The 24062-nt window shown below is 34.1% G+C and carries 21 protein-coding genes and 1 pseudogene; 20 read left to right on the top strand and 2 right to left on the bottom strand.

Annotated elements, in window-relative coordinates:
- The first annotated feature begins 99 nt into the window (after positions 1 to 99).
- Positions 100 to 456 carry a monothiol bacilliredoxin BrxC family protein gene (locus F8154_RS07605; RefSeq protein WP_151861018.1) on the top strand — a complete coding sequence of 119 codons (357 nt, stop codon included), beginning with the start codon at positions 100 to 102 and terminating at the stop codon, positions 454 to 456.
- Between the two features lie 109 nt (positions 457 to 565).
- The gene (lepB, locus tag F8154_RS07600; RefSeq protein WP_243141203.1) at positions 566 to 1099 is read left to right on the top strand and encodes a signal peptidase I; all 534 of its coding nucleotides are present in this window, start codon (positions 566 to 568) and stop codon (positions 1097 to 1099) included.
- Between the two features lie 46 nt (positions 1100 to 1145).
- On the opposite strand, the pseudogene F8154_RS15600 reads toward lepB (F8154_RS07600), so the two are convergent.
- A pseudogene (locus F8154_RS15600) lies at positions 1146 to 1586 on the bottom strand (GyrI-like domain-containing protein); the annotation flags it as partial.
- Positions 1587 to 1598: 12 nt separating this feature from the next.
- Positions 1599 to 2006 (bottom strand): helix-turn-helix transcriptional regulator, encoded by a 408-nt coding sequence (locus tag F8154_RS15595; protein ID WP_330577850.1) that lies wholly within the window; start codon positions 2004 to 2006, stop codon positions 1599 to 1601.
- Positions 2007 to 2294: 288 nt separating this feature from the next.
- Between F8154_RS15595 and F8154_RS07590 the strand changes: the two genes are divergently transcribed.
- From F8154_RS07590 to F8154_RS07505, 18 genes are all read left to right on the top strand, one after another.
- The gene (locus F8154_RS07590) at positions 2295 to 2717 is read left to right on the top strand and encodes a response regulator (RefSeq protein ID WP_151861016.1); all 423 of its coding nucleotides are present in this window, start codon (positions 2295 to 2297) and stop codon (positions 2715 to 2717) included.
- Between the two features lie 84 nt (positions 2718 to 2801).
- A complete protein-coding gene (locus F8154_RS07585) occupies positions 2802 to 3230 on the top strand; it encodes a CBS domain-containing protein (RefSeq protein WP_151861015.1) in 429 nt (142 codons plus the stop codon).
- Between the two features lie 113 nt (positions 3231 to 3343).
- The gene (locus tag F8154_RS07580) at positions 3344 to 5029 is read left to right on the top strand and encodes a nucleoside kinase (RefSeq protein WP_151861014.1); all 1686 of its coding nucleotides are present in this window, start codon (positions 3344 to 3346) and stop codon (positions 5027 to 5029) included.
- 29 nt (positions 5030 to 5058) lie between these two features.
- A complete protein-coding gene (glsA, locus tag F8154_RS07575) occupies positions 5059 to 5970 on the top strand; it encodes a glutaminase A (protein WP_151861013.1) in 912 nt (303 codons plus the stop codon).
- Between the two features lie 97 nt (positions 5971 to 6067).
- Positions 6068 to 6646 (top strand): ArsR/SmtB family transcription factor, encoded by a 579-nt coding sequence (locus tag F8154_RS07570; RefSeq protein ID WP_151861012.1) that lies wholly within the window; start codon positions 6068 to 6070, stop codon positions 6644 to 6646.
- Positions 6647 to 6705: 59 nt separating this feature from the next.
- Positions 6706 to 7200: a DUF456 domain-containing protein gene (locus tag F8154_RS07565; RefSeq protein WP_151861011.1), complete on the top strand. Its 495-nt coding sequence runs from the start codon at positions 6706 to 6708 to the stop codon at positions 7198 to 7200.
- 207 nt (positions 7201 to 7407) lie between these two features.
- On the top strand, positions 7408 to 7941 hold the full coding sequence (lepB, locus tag F8154_RS07560) for a signal peptidase I (RefSeq protein ID WP_151861010.1): 534 nt from the start codon (positions 7408 to 7410) through the stop codon (positions 7939 to 7941).
- Positions 7942 to 7953: 12 nt separating this feature from the next.
- Positions 7954 to 9066: a tRNA epoxyqueuosine(34) reductase QueG gene (gene queG, locus F8154_RS07555; RefSeq protein ID WP_151861009.1), complete on the top strand. Its 1113-nt coding sequence runs from the start codon at positions 7954 to 7956 to the stop codon at positions 9064 to 9066.
- A 73-nt stretch (positions 9067 to 9139) separates the two neighbouring features.
- Entirely contained in the window at positions 9140 to 11497 is a 2358-nt protein-coding gene (locus F8154_RS07550) for a Lon protease family protein (RefSeq protein WP_151861008.1), read from the top strand.
- Positions 11498 to 11732: 235 nt separating this feature from the next.
- On the top strand, positions 11733 to 12803 hold the full coding sequence (gene tdh / locus F8154_RS07545) for an L-threonine 3-dehydrogenase (protein WP_151861007.1): 1071 nt from the start codon (positions 11733 to 11735) through the stop codon (positions 12801 to 12803).
- A gap of 77 nt (positions 12804 to 12880) precedes the next feature.
- The gene (locus tag F8154_RS07540; RefSeq protein ID WP_151861006.1) at positions 12881 to 14068 is read left to right on the top strand and encodes a glycine C-acetyltransferase; all 1188 of its coding nucleotides are present in this window, start codon (positions 12881 to 12883) and stop codon (positions 14066 to 14068) included.
- Between the two features lie 123 nt (positions 14069 to 14191).
- Positions 14192 to 15334: an efflux RND transporter periplasmic adaptor subunit gene (locus F8154_RS07535; RefSeq protein ID WP_151861005.1), complete on the top strand. Its 1143-nt coding sequence runs from the start codon at positions 14192 to 14194 to the stop codon at positions 15332 to 15334.
- Entirely contained in the window at positions 15331 to 18399 is a 3069-nt protein-coding gene (locus F8154_RS07530; RefSeq protein ID WP_151861004.1) for an efflux RND transporter permease subunit, read from the top strand. The genes F8154_RS07535 and F8154_RS07530 overlap by 4 nt, the downstream gene beginning before the upstream one ends.
- 28 nt (positions 18400 to 18427) lie before the next feature.
- A complete protein-coding gene (locus tag F8154_RS07525; protein ID WP_151861003.1) occupies positions 18428 to 18709 on the top strand; it encodes a DUF503 domain-containing protein in 282 nt (93 codons plus the stop codon).
- Between the two features lie 24 nt (positions 18710 to 18733).
- Positions 18734 to 19381, top strand: a complete 648-nt coding sequence (gene nth / locus F8154_RS07520) for an endonuclease III (protein ID WP_151861002.1) — start codon at positions 18734 to 18736, stop codon at positions 19379 to 19381.
- Between the two features lie 119 nt (positions 19382 to 19500).
- A complete protein-coding gene (locus F8154_RS07515) occupies positions 19501 to 21477 on the top strand; it encodes a cell division protein FtsA (protein ID WP_151861001.1) in 1977 nt (658 codons plus the stop codon).
- Between the two features lie 188 nt (positions 21478 to 21665).
- Complete coding sequence (locus F8154_RS07510) at positions 21666 to 23111, top strand: VanW family protein (protein WP_151861000.1); 1446 nt, start codon at positions 21666 to 21668, stop codon at positions 23109 to 23111.
- Positions 23112 to 23244: 133 nt separating this feature from the next.
- Complete coding sequence (locus F8154_RS07505; RefSeq protein WP_151860999.1) at positions 23245 to 23946, top strand: DUF2225 domain-containing protein; 702 nt, start codon at positions 23245 to 23247, stop codon at positions 23944 to 23946.
- The last annotated feature ends 116 nt before the right edge of the window (positions 23947 to 24062 follow it).

Raw genomic sequence — 24062 nt, 5'->3', positions numbered from 1 at the left:
TATATGTAAAGCAAATTACATAATATTTATTCAAACAGTTATAATATCCAATAAAGGATAATATACAATTATTAATAATAAGTTATTGGAGGGATTACTATGGCTAAAAAATTAAAGAAGCTAACATCTATAACTGAACTAGAAAAGCTAATAAAAAGATCAAATAAAAAGCCAGTATTTATATTTAAGCATGATGATAAGCTACAGGAAAGTGAAGATGCTTACCAAGAATATGTTAATTTTATTGAAGATACAGAGGATGACATTGTGTTTACAGTAGTTTTTGTCAGGGAAGATATTGAGTTATCTGAAGCAGTTGAAGAGCTGTTAGAGGTGACACATGATGTTCCACAGCTTATTCTTGTTATGGATGAAGAAGTAGTGTGGGACGATATAAAGGACAATATTAATTCTGATAACCTAATTGAAGTTATTGATGAGTTTTTGATAGTTTAAATAATTTACTCCCCCTTTATCTTCCGTTGTTCTCCAATAGTTGCTTTCAAGTTATTCCAGTGATAAAATATATAAAGGATCAAAAATGAAAGGCGTCAGGGGGATTATAGTGAAAAATGAAATAATTGAATGGATTAAAACTATCGTATTATCAGTAGCAATTGCATTATTAATAACAACCTTTGTAAAACCTACAATTGTAAGGCAACACTCAATGAGTCCGACATTACAGGAATATGATTTTTTAATAATTAATAGACTTCTTTATAAAAGATCTGGGCCTGAAAATGGAGACATTGTAGTATTTCAATCGGATTTAAAAACCTCTATGGGTAGAGATAAGCTTTTAATAAAAAGGATAATAGCAATACCTGGCGATACTGTTTTAGTTGAAGATGGTATTGTTTATTTAAATGGAAGGGCTTTAGATGAGCCCTACTTAGAAAATGTATATACAGAAGGAAAAGCCGTTGAGGGCAAGGAAATAGAAGTGCCTGAGGGAAAGGTGTTTACTATGGGAGACAATAGGGGCAATAGTAGAGATAGTCGAGATGAATCTATTGGTTTAGTTGATATTGATGAAATTGTGGGTAAGGCTTTTCTAAGGCTTTATCCCTTCAATAAACTAGGTTTCATAAACTAATGACGGGGGGGGATACCCCCCGTCACTTATTCCTTAAGGATTAGTATTATTTTTTAATTATTGGAATCCAAACCTCACATTTGTAGTCTTCTGCTTCTGGATTACCTGGTAAATACACCTCTAGCTCAGGAGCATCGGCATGCTCATAACCAGTTGCAGGGAACCATTCTGAATAGATTCTTTTAAATACCTCTTGTATAGCGGTGGGCATAGGACCAACAGACTGGAAAATTGCCCAGGTGGCTGCTGGAATTTCCCTCTCTTCAAAGCCCTCTGGCACATTTGCAATTGTTTTTTCAGAGGCTATCATATAGGTAAACTCCTCTGCTTCATGGTTAAAATCTGCACAAATGCCTAGCATTCCTAAATCCCCATTATAGCTCACTAAAGCCTTACAAGTACCATTTTCATTTACCTCTTCCCAAAACTTAGGAATCACTTTGAAGTTTTCTCCATCCACCGTGGTTACTCTTTTGGAAACCCCAAAAACCTTAAAGCTTTATTTTTCAACGATTCGATAATTCATTGCTTTCTCTCCTTTTATTTGTAATTGAAAGGATAGTCGTGGATATGCCTTTAAAACAATACCCTTATCCCTAACCTCAGAAGGATTAATACCATGAATCCTGTAGAAGGCCTTAGTAAATGCTTCTGGAGATTGGTAGCCATATTTTAATGCTACATCTATGACTTTTGCATTTGAGGTGGCAAGCATCTGGGCGGCAAGGGTTAGTCTTCTTTTTCTTACATACTCTGCTACTGTAATACCAGTAATCATATGGAATAATCTTTGATAATGAAACTTTGAGGTTAATGAAATTTTTGCCACTTGGTCAATATCAAGCTTATCCTCCAAATGCTCCTCTAAATAGTCTATGCTGTCCCTTAATCTGTTAAGCAAATCCACAATAACTCCTCCCTTCTAACTACAATACTATCACGTCCATAATTAACCTTCCTGTTTATCCGTGCTTTGTTATATCAGATGATTTATCTCAATAATTACATTATAGCATTTTCAAAGCTTGAATTTTTTGTATACTGTCGAACATAATAATGTGTTTCGCTTACTAAGCTGAGAGTGTTAACAACCCCGTCCCCCCATAAAAAATAATGATAAAAAATTGTTAAAAATGAAGGATATAGATAAAAAAAGTCGAAAACCCAATAAAGTATAAATATCGTAGGTGGTAAAATGAAAAGAAAAGTACTTATTGTAAATGATTCTAAGTTTGAAGCAATTGTTTTATTTGACTTATTAAGTAAGCTTGGGTATGATGTAAAAATTGCTGATGAGTACAATGCCTTAGATATTGTTGAAGCCTATCAACCCAACTATATATTTGTAAACTATATTATGGTTGATACAACTGGTGATAGACTTATAAATAAGATAAAGGAAAAATTTCCAAATGCAAACTGTTATTTGTCCTCTTCTAATGAAATAAACTACCAAAAATTTAATAAAGTAGATGGAATTATCCACACTCCAGTAACAATTAAAAACCTTGTAGGCATGATTGAAAGCCATATGAAGGAGCCATTATGTAAAAACTGTAATAACCAAATTGAAGAAACCTTTCTGCATTGCCCATACTGTGGTGAAAAAATTCAATAAACAACTTTTTTGTTTGCTAACCTACTCATAAAAAACAGTAAAAAAACAAATGCTAATTATGAAAAAAAATGAGGAGGTTGAAACATGAAGGTAAGAGATGTTATGACTAGTAATATTATTGCTGCCAACTCAAATACATCAATTGCAGAGGTGGCAAAAAAAATGAGGGATTTAAATATTGGAGCTGTTCCCATATGTGATGAAAATAATTATCCAATAGGTATAGTAACTGATAGAGATATAGTAATAAGAGGTGTAGTAGATGGATTAACCAGTAGTGACGATATTGGTGAAATTATGTCTAAGCAGGTAATTTATGTTTCTCCCGACATGCATGTCCATGAAGCAGCAAGATTAATGGGAGAAAAGCAGATTAGAAGACTGCCGGTTATAGAAAATGGCAGGATTATAGGAATGGTTTCGATAGGAGACTTAGCAGTACAAAACATTTACGAAAATGATGCTGGACACGCCTTAAGCGAAATATCAACACCTAGTAGACCAATGATGTAAATAGACTAAAAAGTTCCTGTTGCTAGCAGGAACTTTTTACTTATACATAGAAAGAGATATGAATATATAACTATTAATAAACAGAAAAACATAGAAAACATAGGGGGATATTTATGACAAAGAAAAATTCGTTAGTCAATAAAAAGCAATGTATAAAAGCAACCATTAATAACGAAGCATTTGAATATCCAAAGGGTAGTAAGCTTGAAGAAATAGCCAACAGCTTAAAGAATAAAAGTGAGATACAACTGGTGGCAGCATTAGTAGACAATGAATTAAAGGAGTTAAACTATGCTGTAGACGAAGATTGCGAAATAAAGTTTTTATCAATTACAACCACTATTGGCTCTCGTATTTATCAACGGAGTATAGTTTTTGTGTTTATTAGGGCATGCATGGAGCTGTTTTCAGGGTGTAAGGTATCCGTAGAACACTCTATTAGTGAAGGCTTATATTGTGAGGTTCATTATAAAAGAGCAATAGATGAGAATGACGTAGAAAGAATTAAAGCTAGAATGGAAGAAATCATAAAGGAAGATGTACCTTTTACAAAAAGTAGAATACCAGTTGATGAAGCAAAGGATATTTTTAGAGATTATGGACAAATGGGTAAGGTTAGATTACTAAAGTATAGGGAGAAGCCCTACATAAACATATACCAATGTGGGTGGTTAAAAAATTATTTTTATGGTTATATGGTGCCATCAACAGGCTATCTTAAGGATTTTAATCTAAAGTATTATAAACCTGGGATAGTAGTTCAATTCCCACAGAAAAAACTACAGGGTAAAATTGGAGAGTTTAAGGAGCATCCAAAGCTGTTTAAAGTATTCCGTGAATCTGAGGATTGGGGCCAAATATTAGAAATTGATTATGTTGCCTCTTTAAATGATTTAATTGTTTCAAAGCAGGAGGGTGATTTTATTAGGATTTCTGAAGCATTACATGAAAAGAAAATTGCAGAGATAGCAGATATGATTACAGATGATCCTAATAATAAGAGAGTGATTTTGATTGCTGGGCCCACGTCATCTGGAAAGACAACCTTTGCACAAAGGCTAATGATACAATTAAAGGTAAATGGTGTAAAGCCAGTGTCTATATCATTAGATGATTACTTTGTGGATAGAGAAAAGACACCCTTAGATGAATTTGGTGAATATGATTTTGAGTCATTATATGCCATAGACCTTGATCAATTCAATAAAGATCTTACCGCCCTATTAAATGGGGAGGAGGTTATCCTTCCGAGGTTCAATTTTCATACTGGAAAACGAGAATACATGGTAGAAGCATTAAAAATCTCGAAAAATCAGCCGATAATACTTGAAGGAATTCATGCTCTTAATGATGAGTTAACAAAATCTATTGACAAAAGCAATAAGTTTAAAATATATATTAGTGCTTTAACTCAATTAAATATTGATGAACATAATAGAATTCCAACAACTGATACACGTTTAGTTAGAAGGATAGTTAGAGACTATAAATATAGATCAAATGATGCTGTTAGAACACTTTCCCTTTGGGAGTCTGTAAGAAGAGGAGAAGAAAAAAACATATTTCCCTTCCAAGAGGATGCCGACATAATGTTTAATTCAGCCCTTTTTTACGAGTTAAGCCTTTTAAAGAAAAGTGCAGAGCCATTGCTTAGACAGGTTGATTCCAGTAGCCCCTATTATTCTGAGGCTAAAAGACTTTTGAAGTTTTTAAGCTATTTTGTAGCTTTGGAAAATGAAGTGGATATTCCAAGAACTTCAATATTAAGAGAGTTTATAGGAGGAAGTGCCTTTAACTAATAATTCTTAAGAATTGGAAGGTGAGCTAATTGGAAGTTAAGCTAAAGAGGATATTAGAAAATAATAGAAAATATATTGAGGAGGGGAATTTGCCCAGTTACATACCTGAGCTAAGTAATGCAAATAAAAATGCTCTAGGCATTTATGTTTCCACTGTTGAAGGTGAAGAATGGGGAGCCGGTGATTATATGTATCCCTTCACCATCCAAAGTATATCTAAGGTAATAACGCTCCTAATCGCTTTAGAGGACAATGGCATGGAGATTTTTCAAAAGGTAGGAATGGAGCCAACAGGTGATGCATTTAACTCCATGATGAAGCTTGAGCTTGTTCAGCCATCTAAGCCCTTTAATCCCATGATAAATGCGGGGGCAATAGCTGTAACTTCAATGATACATGGCAGTTATAAAGAAAAATTTGATAGAATTATTAGCTTTTTTAGAGCTATAACCAATAACCCAAAGCTAGGGATTAATGATAGGGTATATCTATCGGAGAAAAGCACTGGAGATAAGAATAGGGCAATGGCTTATTATATGAGGGATGTAGGGATACTACAGGGAGATGTTGAAGAGGATTTGGACTTATATTTTAAACAGTGCTCTATTGAAGTTACATGCAAGGATATAGCTAGAATCGCTGCATTTATTGGAAATAAAGGGGTTTTAAAGGAAACAAATGAGAGGCTAATATCTGAGGAATATATTAAAATTGCTAAGACATTTATGTTTACCTGTGGAATGTATAATGCTTCTGGTGAGTTTGCAATCAATGTTGGCATACCTTCAAAAAGTGGGGTTGGTGGCGGTATTATGTCAGTGGTACCAAGTAAAATGGGCATTGGAGTTATAGGACCTTCACTGGATAGTAAGGGTAATAGTATTGCAGGAGTTAAAGTATTAGAAGAGCTATCTAAAGAATTTAATCTGTCAATTTTCTAATTGTTACATATTTTTAATCAATTCTTTGACAAGAAAAATAAAAAACAATATAATTATAAATAGGTGTATAAAAATTGTATTAAAAGGGGAAAAAAACATGAAGGATATACTTGTTTTAAGAGAGCTAGAGCAAATTAAAGCAATATCTCATCCATATAGGGTAGATGTTTTTGAATGCTTCGAAGGGGATCAACCACAATCAGCTAAACAGATTGCTGATAAATTGGGAGAGCCCCATGCAAAGGTTAATTATCACATCAAGAGTCTGGTAAAGGTTGGAATTTTAGAGCTTGTAGATGAAAGAGTAAAATCGGGAATAATTGAGAAATATTATTTACCAGCAGCTAAAATGTTGGTTATTGATAAGAACTTTATGCAGAATTTGGATGATGATGTAATGCAATCATTAAATCAAGCAATATTGTCGATTTTTGAAAAAATTAGTGAAGATTTTTACAGAGCAGCAGAAAATCCAAAAGAATATAAAAAATTTATTCTTCACCATAACGAAATCTATATGACACCAGAAGAAATGAAGGAACTAATTGAAAAGGTTGACAATTACATTGCAGAGCTCATAAGGGACAAAAAGGGTGATAAAGGGGACAAGAGTTTGCACCCATATAATTTAGCTCTTATTGGAACTCCAAAAGTAACACCCAAAAAGCGTGGATAAACCACGCTTTATTAATTAAACTAATGCAATAATAAAAAATCATACTCTAGGGTGATAGTATGCAGGGTTTTTACGTATTATTAAGTATTATTTTAATACTATTTGGAACTATTGGTATATTTACAGCTATGCTACCTGGAACAATATTAGTTTTAATAGGTGTTTTTGTATATAGCTGGTCTACAGGCTTTGCTATTGTTTCAATTAAGGCAATAGTTATATTTAGCCTGTTAACCCTTATTGGTATTTTAGCTGATTACTTTACATCCTTTTTAACGGCAAAGAAATTTGGTATTAGTCGTTTGGGCTTCATTGGAATGTTGGTTGGGGGAGTAGTAGGTCTTATAATGTTTAATATACTGGGACTACTTATGGGTCAGTTTTTAGGGGCTTTATTAGGTGAACTAATGTCGGGTAAATATATTTCCACAGCAGTAAAAAGTGGTAGTGCCGCAATATTAGGCTATGTAATAAGTGTTTTTATAAATGTTATTATTGTAGGAATTATACTTAGCTCCTTTATATATCTATTATTTAAAGGGGGTGCCATATAAGACCTTTACTAAGGATGCATAAGCTTAATGGTAATTAAAAAAACTACTGCAGGAAGACTAAAAATAAAATAGCTAAAAAACAACGATATAATCTAATCGTTGTTTTTTATTGCCTAATTTATGGTTAAAAGCCATAAAAGTTAATCATACTATAGCAAAAGGGACAGTATTATTTAATAAGTACAGTGCTATAGGAGTTGTGATATAATGAAGAGGATTAGAGCTATAATAATAGAGTGGTTTAAAATAATTGTAGTGGCATTTATAATTGCCTTACTTATAGAGACCTTCTTTTTCAGTTTTGCAGTAGTACAAGGTCAATCGATGGAACCAACAATAAATAATAAAGATAGATTGCTAATAATAAAATATCCTTTCTTTAGAAGCACCATAAAGGAAGGAGATATAATTGTTTTTAATCCTCCTAGCAGTAAAGATGAAATATTTATTAAAAGGGTAGTTGCTAAGGGGACAGACTCTTTTTCGATTGAATATGGCTCTTTAATAATTAATAACCAAGAGGTTATGGAGAGCTATATATCTCAGGATGATTATCAACAAAGACCATATAAATATATAAATGGTGTAATACCTAAGGACGCTGTTTATGTACTAGGTGATAATAGAAATGACAGTAATGACAGTAGAAGCTTTGGATATATACATAAAGACCAAATAATTGGAAAGGCCCTTATGAAGGTATGGCCCATCAAAGAAATAAAGGTATTGCTATATAAGTAACTTATATTAATAATGGAGAGCAAGGTAATGGATTTAAAACAAAGGATTATTAAGTATAGTCATAAAATTGGAATAGATTTAATTGGATTCACCTCTGCTGAACCCTTTGAGGAGCTTAGAGAAGTATTGGAGCATAGAAAAAACTTAGGATTATTATCCAGCTTTGAGGAGGAGGAAATTAAGAAAAGAATAGACCCAGCCTTAACTATGAAAAAGGCAAAATCAATCATAGCTGTAGGACAATCATATTATTATACTGAAGAAGATAATAAACATAAATACTATGGAGAATTGGCAAGAACAGCCTGGGGAAAAGACTACCATATTGTACTACATGAAAAATTAGAAGCTTTAGCAGGTTATATAAAAACAATAGATAAGACCTTTCAATACATGAGCTTTGTAGACACAGGCCCTTTGGTAGATAGACAGGTGGCATATAGGGCAGGATTAGGCTGGTATGGATTTAATACAACCCTCATTAACGAAACCTATGGTTCATGGTTTTTTATAGGATATATGCTAACCAATTTACAAATAGAACCAGATAAACCTGTTGATTCAAAATGTAAGGGATGTAATTTATGTATAGAAAACTGTCCTGGTGGTGCAATACTTAAGCCCTATACAATAAATCCCCATAGATGTATTTCAAATATTCTTCAAGGTAAGGAAGATATACCTCCTGATAAAAGAAGTATTTTAGAAAAGCGTATTTATGGCTGCGATGAGTGTCAGTTAATATGCCCCCACAATAAAACAGCAAAACCAATGACAGGTAAAGACTTTATACCCAATGAGTTAGACAGCAAGCTGGACTTAATAAAGCTATTATTTATATCTAATAAAGAGTTTAAGGAAAAATTTAAAGCAAATGCCTCTGGATGGCGAGGCAAAAGAGTTCTTCAAAGAAACGCTATTATTGCCTTAGTAAACCATGGTGATAGTGATGTGGTACACTATTTAGAAAAACTACTAAAGGATTCAAGACCAGAAATAAAAAGATACGCTCTATGGGGTATTACTAAGCTCAACAGAATTAGAGGCTTGGAATTAGCAGAAAAAATATATAAGACTGAAACCGACAGCAAAACAAAAAAATATATTGAACAAGAACTTTTATAGTGTATCAAACCCTCCCTTTTGAATAGGATGATAGTAGCCTTACTTATCACTTTATGTCAGGAGGGATTTGCTTTTGAAAAAGTATCCTGAGTTATCTTATGAACAGTTAAAGAGGGAATGTAATTTAGAGGCATTAGACTTTAAAACAACCGATGAGCTTCAGGAGCTACAAGGAATTATAGGTCAGAGCCGTGGAGAGAAGGCAATGGTTTTTGTTCTTTCTATTAATGCAGACAATTATCATATTTATATGGGTGGACCTAGAGGAACAGGTAAAACCACATATGCAAAATCAATAATTGAAAAGGTATCAAAGGAAAAGCCAGTACCAGATGATTGGTGCTATGTTTATAATTTTAGTCAAACCGATAAGGCCATAGCACTAAATATGCCGGCTGGTATGGGGAGGCTTTTTCAAAAAGACATGGAGGAGATGCTAGAAGAATTAGTTATACAGGTTTCCCAAGCCTTTAACAGTGATGATTATGATAGACAAAGAAATGAAATAGTAAAGATGTTTCAGGATGAAAAAAACATGTACCTATCCTATTTAACAAATTATGCAAAGGAGAAAAGCTATATAATTAAGTGGAGTAGTACAGGATTTTTGTTTAAACCTCAGCTACAGGATAAGGAACTGACGGATGACGATTTAGAAGAATTAGATGAGGCTGCAATAAAGGAATTAGAACAAAACAAAGGAGATTTAGAAGAGGTAGCCCTAGAGGTTCTGCTGAAAATAAAAAACATAGAGAGGGCAACTAAAAAAAAGCTATTACAGCTAGAAACCAGTGTGGCTTTATTTGTTGTTAAGCCAATTATTAATATCCTCAAAGAAAAATACAGGGAATGTAAAAGGGTGGTTGAGCATTTTGAAAGGGTGGAAGCTGATATAGTTGAAAATATATTTAACTTTGTTTTAGATGAAAATGAGGCCTTAACCTACGATTCCGTAAAAATAAAAAATGATAGCTTCTTCAAAAGATACAGGGTTAATCTTTTTATTGATAACAGTGGGCTAGAAGGAGCACCAATGATAGTTGAATTTAATCCAACCCTTAGTCGTTTAACTGGGAATATAGAATATAGTAATGAAAATGGTATTATGAAAACAAATTTTCTACAGATTAGGCCAGGTGCAATACAGCTTGCAAACGGAGGATATTTAATATTAGAGGCAAATAAGCTATTGTCAAATCCATATACATATGAGACCTTAAAAAGAATTATTTTAACTAAGGAGATAGTGGTTGAAAATCCAGGTAGTCAGTTGGGAATTATGGATGTAGCTTCAATAAAGCTAGAACCTATACCTGTTGACTTTAAAGTAATACTTACTGGCAGTGAGTACTTATATTATTTACTAACTGAATATGATGAAGATTTCAAAAAGCATTTTAAAATATTCGTGGACTTTAATGATGCCATGGAACGTAATGAAGAAAATGAATTGAAGCTGGCACAATATATAAATAGCTACACCAAAGCTAAGGACTTAAGACCCTTTAACAAGGAAAGTGTAGGCAAGGTAATAGAGTATAGCTCAAGATTGGTAAGTGACCAAAGAAAAATGTCTGCCAAGTTTAGCAAAATAATAGAGATAATAGCTGAAGCAAACGCTTATGCAGCTAATAGCAAAAGTAGTATTGTTAGAAAAATTGATGTTGAGGAAGCAATAAAAAACAGACATTATAGGCAAAATAAGCATAGGGATAGAGTAGAAGAAGCCTTTGAAAGAAGGCAAATTCTTATAGATGTTAAGGGTGAAAAGGTAGGAGTTATTAATGGACTTTCAATAATTACTGTAGGGGACTATAGCTTTGGAAGGCCCAATGTAATAACCGTTACAAGTAATGCAGGTCGGGAGGGAATAACAAACATTGAAAGGGAAGTAAATCTGAGTGGAGATATTTATGATAAAGGAGTTTTAATTTTACTGGGTTATCTCTCAGAAAAATTTGCTCAGGATTATCCCTTAACATTATCTGCCAGCATATGCTTTGAACAGTCCTACGGAGGTATAGATGGTGACAGTGCTTCCAGTGCAGAGCTTTATGGCTTATTATCAAGCATTGGAGGAATACCAATTAAGCAATATATAGCGGTAACTGGTTCAGTTAATCAAAAGGGCTATATTCAGCCTGTAGGTGGTGTAACAGAAAAAATAGAAGGCTTTTTTAATCTTTGCCAAAAGAGGGGGTTAACAGGAAAGCAAGGAGTAATAATACCCTATCAGAATATTGAAAACCTAATGCTGGCAGATGATGTGATAGAAGCAGTTAAAAATAACAGCTTCCATATATATGGAATTAAGCATGTGAATGAGGGTATGGAGCTAATAATGGGAGAAAAGTACGATGATATAATGACAAAAATTCAGAACAAGCTAGCCTACTATAGAAAAAAAGCAGAAGAAAAGCAAAAGACATAATATATTGATAAAAAAATAACAATAAAGTCCTCCAGCGGAGGTCTTTATTTTTGTTGATTTAAAAGGATTTATTTTTAGCAGCAACCTTTACAACTATTGAAATAAATTTAATTTTACAACTTTTTAACATAAGAAGGATTTTCATTTTTTATGTAGTATAATAATAGTATGTGCATCACTGGAATACATATTACAGTTAATCCAATGGGGAATAATACTATAGGAGGTTTTAAAAATGGAAGGCAAAATGAAGGTTATCATTAAAGGACAAGCAGGTGAAGGAGCCCAACTGTCAGAAATGGAAATACCCAAAGTAGGGCCAAAGGATGTATTAGTAAAGGTACTGGCAACATCTATATGTGGTACAGACTATCACATTTATAGCTGGGATGAATGGTCTCAAAAAAGGATTAAGCCTCCTTATGTTATGGGACATGAGTTTGCAGGTGAGGTTGTAGAGGTAGGTAAAGATGTTTCTTCCATAAAGGTTGGAGATATTATATCTGCTGAAACCCATATTGTATGTGGAGTGTGCGACCTATGCACCACTGGTAACGCCCATATATGTAAGGATACTGCTATATTAGGAGTAGATACTAATGGTACATATGCTGAGTATGTATCTATACCAGAGAGCAATGCATGGAAAAACCCAAAGGGCATTGACCCTGCATATCTTGCAGTTCAAGAGCCATTAGGTAATGCAGCCCATACAGTAATGGCTGGTGAAATAATAGGTAAAACCATAGCGGTTGTTGGATGTGGTCCTATTGGAATTATGACTGTTGCTGTAGCTAAGGCAGTAAGTGCAGCAAAGGTAATTGCTATAGAGGTAAATGAGTACAGACTTAATTTAGCAAAGGAACTTGGTGCAGATATAGTAATTAATCCTTTAAAGGAGGACCCTGTTAAAAGGGTACTAGAGGAAACAAATGGATTAGGTGTTGATGTAGTTGCAGAGATGTCAGGTAATGCAATAGCTATTCAACAGGCATTAAAGTATATTAAGCTGGGAGGCAGAATGTCTCTACTGGGTATTCCAACTAAGGAAGTAGCAATAGATATTGCCAATGATGTTGTGTTTAAAGGAATAACAATGCAAGGTATTGTTGGTAGAAAGATGTACGACACATGGTTCCAGGTAAAGGGATTAATTGAGTCAGGCAACCTAAACCTAGAGCCTATAATTACCCACAGACTTCCTATGGAGGATTTTGAAGAGGGCTTTGAGCTTATGAAGAATGGTAACTGTGGAAAGGTTGTTCTGTACCCAACAAAAAAAATATTAGATAATTATACTAAATAAAATTGGGTAGATTATATTATGACTCACTTGTGAATAATGTTAATATGTTGATTTATAAAAGAAGGAGGAGTTAAAAAATGTCAAGCATACATGAATTAAGCTTTCTTAAGGAAAAAATTCAAGAATTAAAGAATGATGGTGTTTATCGAAAGCTGCCAGTTTTAGAGGGTGCCAATGAGTCGGAGGTAACTTTAAATGGAAAAAGGGTTATAAACCTATCCTCCAATAACTACTTAGGGTTCGCAAGTCATCCAAGGCTAAAAAAAGCAGCAATAGAAGCTGTTGAAAAGTATGGAGTAGGTGCTGGTGCTGTTCGTACCATAATAGGAAATATGGATATTCACGAAGACATGGAAAAGCTTTTAGCTGAATTTAAACGTGAAGAAGCAGTTATGGTTTTCCAATCGGGATTCAATTGTAATGCCGGTACCATTCAAGCAGTAACAGAAAAGGGCGACCTTATAATTTCTGATGAATTAAATCATGCAAGTATTATAGATGGAGCTCGCTTAAGTAGAGCAGATAAAACAGTATTTAAACATGCAGACATGAATCACCTAGAAGAGGTTTTAAAGGAAAAGCGTGACAACTATAGAAATGTACTTATTATAACAGATGGAGTTTTTAGTATGGATGGTGACATTGCACCTCTTCCTGATATAGTTAAGCTAGCAGAAAAGTATGGGGCAATGACATATGTTGATGATGCCCACGGATCTGGAGTGTTGGGAGAAAGTGGACGTGGTACAGTTGATCATTTTGGTCTTCATGGAAGAGTAGACTTTACTATTGGAACACTTTCAAAGGCAATAGGAGTTATAGGAGGATATGTTGCAGGAAGCGAAACAATGAGGGACTGGTTAAGTCATAGAGGTAGACCTTTATTATTCAGCACCTCATTACCACCAGCTGCAGTAGGCTCAATAATGGAGGCCGTTAGAATATTAATGAGCACCACAGAATATACAGATAAGCTATGGGATAATGCTAAATACTTTAAAGAAAAAATCAGCAAGCTAGGCTTTGATATAGGTAAGAGCGAAACTCCAATTACTCCAGTTATTATTGGAGAAGAAGCGAAAACTATGGAGTTCAGCAAAAAGCTATTCGATAAGGGAGTGTTTGTTTCTGGAATAGTATTCCCTACAGTACCTAAAGGTACAGGACGTGTAAGATGTATGGTTACAGCAGGACATACAAAGGAACAGCTAGATAGAGCAGTAGAAGTATTTAAGAAGGTTGGAGAAGACATGAGAATATTATAAATAAATAGCTGTTTTACAAAACCATCTCAATTAACTGAGGTGGTTTTCTTTTGCTTTTTTTAGTTTAAATAAGTAGTAAATTGGGGATATTTTTAGATAAAGCAAAACACATGGAGGGGTTTTATGGAGACTAAAAAAAGAACATTATTCATACTTGTAATATTTTTTATAGCTGCTACTTCATTAAATACTGGATGCTCTCATCAGGAAAAGATGCCAAAGGAAGCAGATATTACTGTAGAAGTTACAGAGGCTAAGGTAGGAGAAATAAAAAATAAGGTTACATTATCTACCCAATTAACACCCTATGAAACCTCAATGATAATTCCTAAAACTCCAGGACTTAAGGTAACAAAGCTAGAGGCTAAAGTAGGAGAAGAAGTAAATGAAGGTAGTTTTTTATTTGAGCTAGATAAGTCATATGCTAGAAAGGAAGTGGAGCTAACGAAAATGAACTATGACTATACTAGAAAAGCATATCTACTTCAAAAAGGTACTTTAGATAATCAAAGCAAATTAAAGGAGGAGCAGCTTCAGGTTTTTTTAGACTATAGCAAAAAAGCAAACCCAATTAATGCTATTGACAGCCAACTATCTAAACCAGCCTATGGAGAAAACAATAACTCACTACAAGGCTTAGAAATACAGCTACAGCAGGCAAAGCAGCAATATTCTTATGCTCTTCAGCAGTTGAAGGAATTTGAGTACTACTCCCCAATAGACGGAACTATTTCACAAGTTAATATAACTGAAAATCAAATACCCTTCAATACTCAACCGGCAATACTTATCTCCAATACCAATTCATTGAAGGCGGTGCTACAGGTAAATAATAAGCTATTAAAGAATATTAGACTTGGGGAAAAAGTAAAAATCATATCAGATAAAATTGAATCTATAGGAACTATTTCACTGATTAATTCAATAGCAGACCCAAGACATGGACTTTATCAGGTTGAAATAGTAATAAAGAATTCCGACAAGAAGTATAGCTCTGGCTCCTTTGCATATGTGGAAATCCTATTGGCACAAAAGCAAGAGGCCATAATAATTCCCAAAAAAGCCCTACTATATGATGAGGAGCTAGTATATGTTTTTATAAATAAAAATGGCAGAGCTGAAAAAAAATACTTAACACTAGGGATAGATGGAGGAGAAATGATTGAGGTGGTTAAAGGGCTAACCACAGGAGACCAGGTAATTGTAAAGGGACAGCATTACGTTGATGAAAACACACCAATAATAGTTAGAGGTGATGGGGCTTGAAGATAATAAACTGGGCAGTAGAGAGACATATTTCAGTAATTATGCTAATGGCATTGATTATTCTTATTGGAGCAGTTTCTCTATTTAGGCTATCTATTGATTTATTACCTAAAATGAATGTTCCAGTGGCAGTAGTTAGTGTTCAATACCCAGGAGCTGGACCTCTCGAAATCGAAAATATGGTTACTAAACCATTAGAGGAAGCAGTTGCTATGGTATACAATGTAAAGAGGATTAGCTCAACTACTATTGAGGGAAGTGCAAGTATTATTGTAGAATTCAATCAAGATACAAACATGGAATTTGCAGCATTAGAAATGAGGGAGAAGATCGACCTAGTGAAAAATTATTTCCCAGAAAATGTTTCAGATCCCATGGTTTTAAAAATAGACCCTAATGGGATGCCAATAATGATAATTGCAGTTACCGGTAATAATGACTTGAATCAATTACAGCAAATGGTGGAGCAAAGCATAAAGCCTAAATTAGAAAGATTAAAGGGAGTTGCCGCTGTTTCAATATCAGGAGGAACAGAAAATATACTATTAATTAGGGTTAATACATTGGCAATGACTAATCTAGGATTAAACATAAATCAGCTGATAAATTTATTAAAGCTGGAAAACATAAATTTACCAATTGGTGAGTTAAAGGATGGCAATAATACAAGGCTTATAAGATATATTGGTGAGTTTCAAAGTATAGAAGAGATCGAAAATTTAGCTATACCCACACCAACTGGAACAGTAGTATTACTAAAGGAAGTAGCATCAATTGAACTAATAAGCAATAGCACCTCTGAAATAGCAAGAATGAACGGTGAGGTAAGTATTAGAGTTACATTGCAAAAACAGCCTACTGCAAATACTGTTAAGGTTGCAAATGAGGTTAATGAAGAGATTTCTAGGTTAACCGACATAACTAATTTGAAAATAGAGCCTATAATTGATCAGTCCCTATACATAAAAAACGCAATTGGTAATGTGGGCAAAACTGCAATTTATGGTGGTATATTAGCTGTTTTAGTATTATATTTATTTTTACGCTGTGGTAGAAGCACGACGGTTATTGCATTGGCTATACCCATATCTGTTTTAGCCACCTTCACCCTAATGTATTTTTTCGATTTAACCCTAAATTTACTTTCTTTAGGTGGCTTTGCTTTAGGTGTAGGTATGCTGGTTGATAACGGAATAGTTGTAACAGAAAACATCCATAGATTTAGGGAAGAGGGAAGTAGTACTAAATTAGCAGCAATTAATGGTACTAAGGAGGTAACCATGGCGGTTACAGCATCTACATTTACTACACTGGCTGTATTTTTGCCAATTGTATTTGTAGAAGGTATGACTGCTGAAATTTTTAGAGAATTAGCCTTAACCGTCACCTTTGCACTATTAGCTTCCCTGCTAACCTCAATAACTCTGGTACCAATGCTTTCTTCACGATTATTAAGCCGTAATGATAGCAATAGTAATATAGAACAGAGTAGAAGCCATAATAGGTTTAATGAACTACTAAAGCTATCAAGTAAAATTTATTCTAAAATACTTGAATTCAGCCTAGCAAATAGAATAACTGCTTTATTGCTAGCACTTGCATTTTTTATAATCTCTTTAACCTCACTTTTTTTTGTGGGGGCAGAATATTTTCCGGAATTTGATGAAGGAACCTTTAATATAGATATAAAACTACCACAACAATCATCATTAATTGATACGGAAGAAATTGTAAATCAGGTGGAGTCAATATTAAAAAACCATGAAGAGGTAGAAACAATTTTTACAAATATTGGTGGTGGAGATATATACTATTCCAGCAGTATTAAACACAAAAATCGTGCTTCTATTGACGGAAGGCTTGTAGATGGAAGGCTTCGTAGTGATTCGACAAATGAAATTGTTGACAGGATACGAAGGGATTTAAATACTATAGCTGGAGCAGATATTAAGGTGACTACCTCCTCTTCAATTATGTCCTTTGGCTTTGGGGGATCTCCTATAGAGCTTGAAATTAGAGGGGATGAAATTGATGAGCTACAAAGAATATCAAAGGAGGTAATTGGTTTAATAGAAGGGGTAAAGGGAACAAGAGAGGTAGTATCCAACCTTCAAGAGAGTAGTCCACAGCTTGCCATAGGAGTAAATCGAGAGGTAGCTGCAAAATATGGGCTACAGGGAATGCAGGTGGCAGGCTACATAAAAAGTCTATTGGAGGGTACTGTTACAACCTCATTATATGAGGATGGTAAAGAAACTAAAGTGATAGTCACAGGAGAAGAAATTTTTAGTAATAGCATTGAAAGCTTTATTAATACCCCTATACCTACACCATTAGGCATTAGTGTTCCTCTTCAACAGGTGGCAGAAATTGAAACTGTTAGGGGACCAAATACAATAAGAAGGCGAGAACAGGTAAGGGCAGTAACAGTAAGTGCTTCTATACTTAACAGGGATCTTAATAGTATAATAAAGGATATAGAAAATAAGCTAAATAAATATACGTTTCCACCAGGCTATACCTATCACTTTAGGGGTCAGAAGGAACAGCTGGAAGAAGCATTTTCTAGTTTGATTTTAGTTGTTATTTTAGCTATATTATTGGTATATATGATATTAGCATCACAATTTCAATCTTTAATTCATCCTTTTACGATTATGATGTCAGTTCCACTTGCCTTTTCAGGTGGTGCTCTAGGACTGTTTATAAGCCAAAAAGCCATGAGTGTTCCTGCTTTAATAGGAGCCATAGTTTTAGCAGGAATAGTTGTAAATAATGGAATTGTATTGATAGACTATATTAATGTGCTACGTAAAAAGGGGGTAGAAAAGGAAGCGGCAATAGTAACAGCTGGTAAAACACGATTTAGACCAATATTAATGACAACCTGTACAACTATTTTAGGAGTTTTACCCTTAGCCCTAGGTATTGGTGAAGGAGCAGAAATTCAAGCACCTATGGCTATAGTGGTAATTGGAGGACTATTGGTGTCAACAATACTGACTTTAGTGGTTATACCTGTAATTTATTCAGTATTTGATGATATTAAGTTAAAGCTTAAATAATATTACAGACATTAAGGATGTGGGGGAAATGCTGGTAGGCATATGTAGTTTAAGATTAATGCTATTTGAGGTAAATTCATTAAAGGAGAAGAGACATATAATTAAGAGTGTAATTGAAAGGGTTAAAGGACGATTTAATGTTTCTATTGCAGAGGTAGGAGAATTGGATAAGTGGCAGGTATCTGAAATTGGCTTTTCCTGTGTAAGCAATAGTAGAAAGCATGCAGATGAAATAATCAATAGTGTAATAAAGTTTATTGAAAGGGATGGAAGATTTGATATTACCGACTATGATGTTGAAGTCCTTTAGCTAAAAGGTAAGGAGCTGCTTAAAATGCTATCAAAGAAAAAAACTAAGGAAGTACTAGAGGTTTTAGAAAAGCTTTACTCAGGTGCTGAAAGTGAGCTTGAATATGAAAGTCCATTTCAACTACTTATAGCAACAATATTGGCTGCTCAATGTACCGATAAAAGAGTCAATCAGGTTACTGCTAAACTATTTAAGAAATACAATAGCCCTGAGGAGTTTTTAATGCTAACAGAGGAAGAGCTGGGTAAGTGGATTCACAGCTGCGGCTTCTACAGAAGTAAAAGTAAAAACATACTAGCCACCTGTAGAATACTTCTTGAGAAATATAACGGAGAAGTACCTAATGATAGGGAAAAATTGATTCTATTGCCTGGGGTAGGCAGAAAGACTGCGAATGTTGTTATCAGCAATGTTTTTGGGCAGGATGCTATAGCTGTTGATACCCATGTATTTAGAGTTTCAAACAGACTAGGTCTTGCCAAATCTAAGGATGTACTTAAAACAGAAGAGCAGCTGATGAAAAACATACCAAAGAGCCTTTGGTCTGAAGCCCATCACTGGTTAATTTATCACGGTAGAAGGGTATGTAAAGCTAGAAATCCACTTTGTGGAGGCTGTCAATTAAATAATAACTGCTTATATTATAAGAAGATTAGTAGCAATACAAATTAGGTTTCGCTGGGATAATTCCTTCAAATACTTTACATATGTTTTTCATTTAATAAAAAGGAAAAAGCAAGTTTATGCAGAAATATGTCATATGAAAGGTGTATTTGGAAAGGATGTCGTAGATGAAAACCAATGAATTAGATAAAAATCCAGTAATTTTTGCCCTAGACATTGGAACACGTAGTGTTGTTGGACTGCTAGGGAGCCATGAAAATGGAAAAATAAAAGTTAAACATAGTGCCATAGAATTTCATCAGACTAGAGCAATGTATGATGGACAAATACATGATATTGAAGGCGTTGTACAGGTGGCAAGGAAGGTAAAGGAAAAGCTTGAAGAGAAGGCCGGCTGCCAACTGAAGGAGGTAGCAATTGCTGCTGCTGGTAGAGCTCTAAAAACCTGTCGAGTTCAAGTGGAAAAAACCATAGATGAAGCAAAGCCTATAGATAAGCATTTAGTTAATACTTTGGAAATAGAAGCTTTACAGAGGGCACAGATGCAGCTTGAAGAAGAGGCAAGTGAGTTAACAGATTATTTTTGTATAGGACATACAATTGTCAATAGCTACTTAAATGATGGACTTATAACTAATTTACTAGGACATCGTGGCAATAAAGTTAAAATTGATGTTTTAGCCACCTTTTTACCCCATCTAGTAGTAGATAGTCTCCATACTGTTATGTCTAAAATAGGGCTAGAGGTAAGCTATATGACATTAGAGCCAATTGCTGCAATTGAAGTTGCTGTACCACAAAACCTACGACTACTAAATATTGCTTTAGTTGATATTGGAGCCGGCACATCTGATATTGCAATTACAAAGGATGGAACAATTGTAGCCTATGGAATGACATCAACTGCTGGAGATGAAATAACAGAGGCAATTGCAAAGTCATACTTGCTTGACTTTGATAAAGCTGAAGGGCTAAAGTGTAATCTTTGTAAGGAGGATATGCAAAAATTTACTGATATCATTGGATTAACCCATGAAGTAAAGACTGATGATATACTTAAAGAAATAAGAGGTCCTGTTGAAGCCATAGCAAAGGATATATGTGACAATATAATAAGTCAAAATGGAAAAGCCCCCAGTGTTGTGTTTTTAATTGGTGGAGGAAGCCAATTACCTAGCTTACCAGAGATTATTGCAGAAATGCTAGATATGCCCTCAGAAAGGGTTAATGTTAGAGGGGTTAAAATGATTCAAAACCTTGAATCCAATGATTTTACAATAGAAGGGCCAGATGGAATAACTCCTATAGGTATTTTAGCAAAGGCAATAGAAAGCAGGCTAAATGATTTTTTAGAAATAACAGTAAATAATCAAAAGCTAAAGCTGTTTCAATCGAAGCAGTTAAAGGTAAGTGATGGACTAGCCTTAACAGGCTTTAATCCTAGAGACCTAATACCTAAAAGGGGAAAATCTATTACTGTATATGTGAATGGTAAAGAGAAGATGGTATCTGGAGAGTATGGGGAAGTTGCAGAGATATTTGTAAACAATAAAAAAGCTAACCTAGATGAAGTAATAAGGAATGAAGATGACATAACAATTATAGCAGCAAAGGCAGGTAAAGACGCTGCCCCTAAAATATCAGACATTATAAATATGGAAAAAGAAATAAAGGTAAACGGAAATAATATAAGGCAAGTACAAGAGGTAAAGCTTAATGGTGTGGTGGTGGATGGAAATAAATCACTTAAAAATGGCGATAAAATTGAGACATTAGAAATAAATTCCGTTACAGCTTTATGTGATTTTTACAAACTTGATATTACGAGGAAGAAAATATCTATAAATGGAATAGCCGCAACAGGAGATGAAAAGATAAACTCTAGGGATGCAATCATGATTGAGGATGAAAAAGAGGTAAAGGACAGTTTTAACAAGGATAATACTATGGAAATAATTTTTAATGGAAGCCCCCTTAAAATCAATAGAAATAAAAGTCCTATGATTTTTGTAGATATTTTCAACTATATTGACTTCGACCGTAATAAAGTAAATGGTAAGCTTATCCTTAAGCATAATGGAGAACCAGCCAATTATACAGCTCCCATAAAAAGTGGAGATGAAATAATTGTGAAATGGGAGTAATCAATTAACCTATAATAAATATAATTTTTTAGCATAGCTTAAATGTTAGATAATAGTCTAATAGTTTAAGGTGTGCTTTTTTGATTCCACAAATAATAAATAATGGTGAATAATTCATTAAGTTTGAAATAAACTGTAATAAGCAGTCATGATTATGACATGCTATATGCAGCGAGGGGTGATGTGTTTTGGAAGTTTTGTTTTTAAAAAGCAAAAAAAAGCTTTCAGTTATTGGATTTATTATATTCTTTATAATACTAATGCTAATATGGATGATTACATTACTACTAGAAAGCCCAACTATTTATAGTAATGTGTATATTGAATCTGTTGATGTTGGACAGCTAACTAAGGAAGAGGCATTAATAAAAGTTAAAGAAGTTTTCCAAGAGGAGTTAAAAAATAAGGAATTAACATTAAAGACCCATAATGATGAATGGAAATATAATTATTCCTATGTAGATTTCAATTATAAGTACGAGGAAGCTATAAAGCTGGCATATGACATAGGGAGAGAAGGTGGCTGGTGGAAGAACCTAAGAAAAATATATGGACTTAAGAAAAATCCAGAAATTATTAAGCTAGAGGCTTCATACAATGAAGAAGCAATAGAGAGAATAGCTTTAGCTATTGAAAATAAAGTAAATATAGAGGCAACAAACGCCTCTATTATAAGAAAAAATGGTAGCTTTATAATTACAGATGATGTGCCAGGTTATAGGCTTAATAGTCTTGCTTTAGAAAAAGAAATAAAAGCAAGATTAAATAGCTTCTCCAGCCAGCCTATAGAGATACCAGTAAATGAGATTAAGGCCAACATAGCCTCTAATCACCTTAAAGCTGTACAAGACCTTTTAGGTCAATTTAAAACTGGTTTTAATGGGGCTGATAAGGGTAGAAACATCAATATAGCATTAGCAACAAATGAAATAGATGGTATATTGCTAATGCCCAATGATGTCTTTTCATTTAATGATACAACTGGACCAAGAGGAGTCGAAGAGGGCTATCAATATGCACCAGTAATAATTAATGGACAGTTGGTGCCAGGGCTTGGTGGAGGTATTTGTCAAGTTTCAACAACCCTATATAATGCCGTAATTAGTTCAAACCTAGAGATAATTACTAGAAAAAACCACTCATTACCTGTGGCATATGTACCACTAGGACATGATGCTACAGTGGTGTTTGAGTATATTGATCTTCAGTTTATGAATAATACAGGCTATCCAGTATATATTGAAGGCTATATTAAAAATAATGAAATCATTATAAACATATATGGAAAAAAGACCAATGATTTTACTGTAAAGCTTTATTCAGAGGTTATAGAAACAATACAGCCTACAATAAAAAGAATAAAGGATGAAAATCTATATAGTGGAGAAGAAAAAATTGAAAAGGAACCTAAGCCTGGCTATAGAGTAAATACCTATAAGCTGTACTTAAAGGAGGGAAAAGAGTTTAAAAGAGAGTTAATATCAAATGATTACTATGCACCAGTTAATGGAGTAATCATTGAAGGTGTAAAGGCCAAAGCACCTGAAACAGAAAGCTTTCAAGAAGTTGAAAACAATTCAACAGAAGCCTCAGAAAATGCCGACGAAGAAGATTCACAAAACGACTTAAATTAAGTTGCATTTATGCAATGGTTTCTTGCTACTTTAAAGCATTGATTAATAAGTATTTTACATACTTTTTAATGGATATTTACGGCAAGCTTTGATATAATTACTTCATCTAGTTGATTTTTATGGAGGCGAAAAAATGGATACGTTACTTTATGATAAGACTGTTTGTTGCGTTTCGTGTAAACACATATTTACCACAAAAATGGTAAAGAGCAGAAGGTTGAAAATATTAGAAAAGCAAGATGATTATAATATAATTTATAAGGATATTAACCCAAGCTACTATCTGGTTTGGGTTTGCCCAGAGTGCGGATATAGTGGAACTGAAAGTGAATACATAGAGCTCAGCAAGCCTCAAAAAGATATAGTTTTTAAACATGTGAGAACCAGATGGTTAAAGAGAGACTTTGGGAAAGTAAGAAGTGCTTCAGAGGCAATTGAAGCTTTCAAATTGGCTTTAGTTCTTGCCCAGCTATTAAAAAAATCTAAGGCATACGCCGGCAGCCTTTGCCTGCGGCTTGCATGGATTTATAGGGAGCAGAATAATCCAACCGAGACAGAGTATCTAAAATATGCCCTGAAGTTTTTTCTCGAGTCCTATAGTCAAGAAAAATTGCCAGCTGGTGGATTAGATGAGGTTACTATGGCATATCTAATAGGCGAGCTAAGTCGACGCTTTGGAGGATATAAAGAAGCCATACATTGGTATAATAAAGCCTTAGACAATCCAGAAATAAAGAAAAAAAGACAGCTTCAACTGAAAATTAGGGAGCAGTGGAGAAGGGCAAAGGAAGAATACGACACAACTAAAAAACATATTCAATCTCAACCGATTTGATTGCTAAATCGGTTTTTATTATTTCATTATCAATCAGCTGAGATGAAATAAGACTAACATAGATAATATGATATAATATATTAAAACTATAACAAAAGCAATCTGGTAATATGTCA

Origin of the sequence: Alkaliphilus pronyensis (assembly GCF_009017275.1) — a bacterium.
Classification (GTDB): Bacteria; Bacillota; Clostridia; order Peptostreptococcales; family Natronincolaceae; genus Alkaliphilus_C; species Alkaliphilus_C pronyensis.
This window is presented reverse-complemented; position numbering and strand designations above follow the sequence as displayed.